1 protein-coding gene is annotated in these 906 nt (G+C 69.5%); it reads right to left on the reverse strand.

The features are described from left to right. Positions 1-294 (reverse strand): hypothetical protein (locus Ate02nite_RS41170; RefSeq protein WP_203813372.1); only part of this gene is annotated, 294 nt, incomplete at its 3' end. Positions 295-906 lie beyond the last annotated feature (612 nt).

The raw sequence follows: 906 nt of genomic DNA on the forward strand, positions 1-906 counted from the left end.
AAGCGACAAGCTGAGGCCGGCCCGCAGGCTGAGGTCGGCCCGCACGTGGCGGCCGGGCGGCAAGCTGAGGCCGGCCCGCAGGCTGAGGTCGGGCCGCGGGTCCGCTCGCCGGGCGATGCGGGCCGCGTCGGCGATGCAGGCCGCGTCGAGTCGGCGCGCCAGATCGAATCGCCCCGCCTCGGCGAACCGGCCCGGGACGGCGACCACACTCAGCCGTTCGATGGCATCGCACGGCTCGGGGCCAGCTGCCGGCTTGCGCGCGAGGCCGGTCGGCCGCAACGCTGCCGGCGGCATCGCCGGCTCACCGGCGGCGGCCGTCCTACCGCCAGGGGCCCGCCACGGCTGGTGTCAGGACGCATCGGCCGAGCACTTCGTTGAAGCTGGAAATATGGTTGTAGAAACGCCGGTTTCCTGCACTACCGAATGGGATTTGCCATTCCAAAACAATGGAGAAAATCCGTCCGCTGGAGAAGGAAAGCACGGGGATATATTGCCTCATGCGTAGCGTCGCTGCGCTTTCGCGGATGTAGGGGAATCCGAGCGCTTTGAGTGCCCTGCATCCTTGAAGGTGAGTGGGTCAAAGCGTCGCCGCGCACTCAGCTCGACCTGGTCGGGTGTCTGCCGTCGGTAGGGGTGCGCACCGTTTCGCGTGAGTATTCCGAACCGGGGCGACCTTGTCGGCGAAGCCATCACCAGGTGCACTCGTCCTCCTGCGGCAGAATTTGGGCTCGTCTGCAAAGCCCGGGGCCGCGCTCCCTGGCCGCGCTGTAGGGCCCCGCTGTAGGGCCCCGCTGTAGGGCCCCGCTGTCGAGCCTCGCTCCCGGGACTCGCTCCCGGGACTCGCTCCCGGGACTCGCTCCCGGGACTCGCTCCCGGGACTCGCTCCCGGGACTCGCTCCCGGGACT

Source organism: Paractinoplanes tereljensis, assembly GCF_016862435.1.
Taxonomy (GTDB): Bacteria; Actinomycetota; Actinomycetes; order Mycobacteriales; family Micromonosporaceae; genus Actinoplanes; species Actinoplanes tereljensis.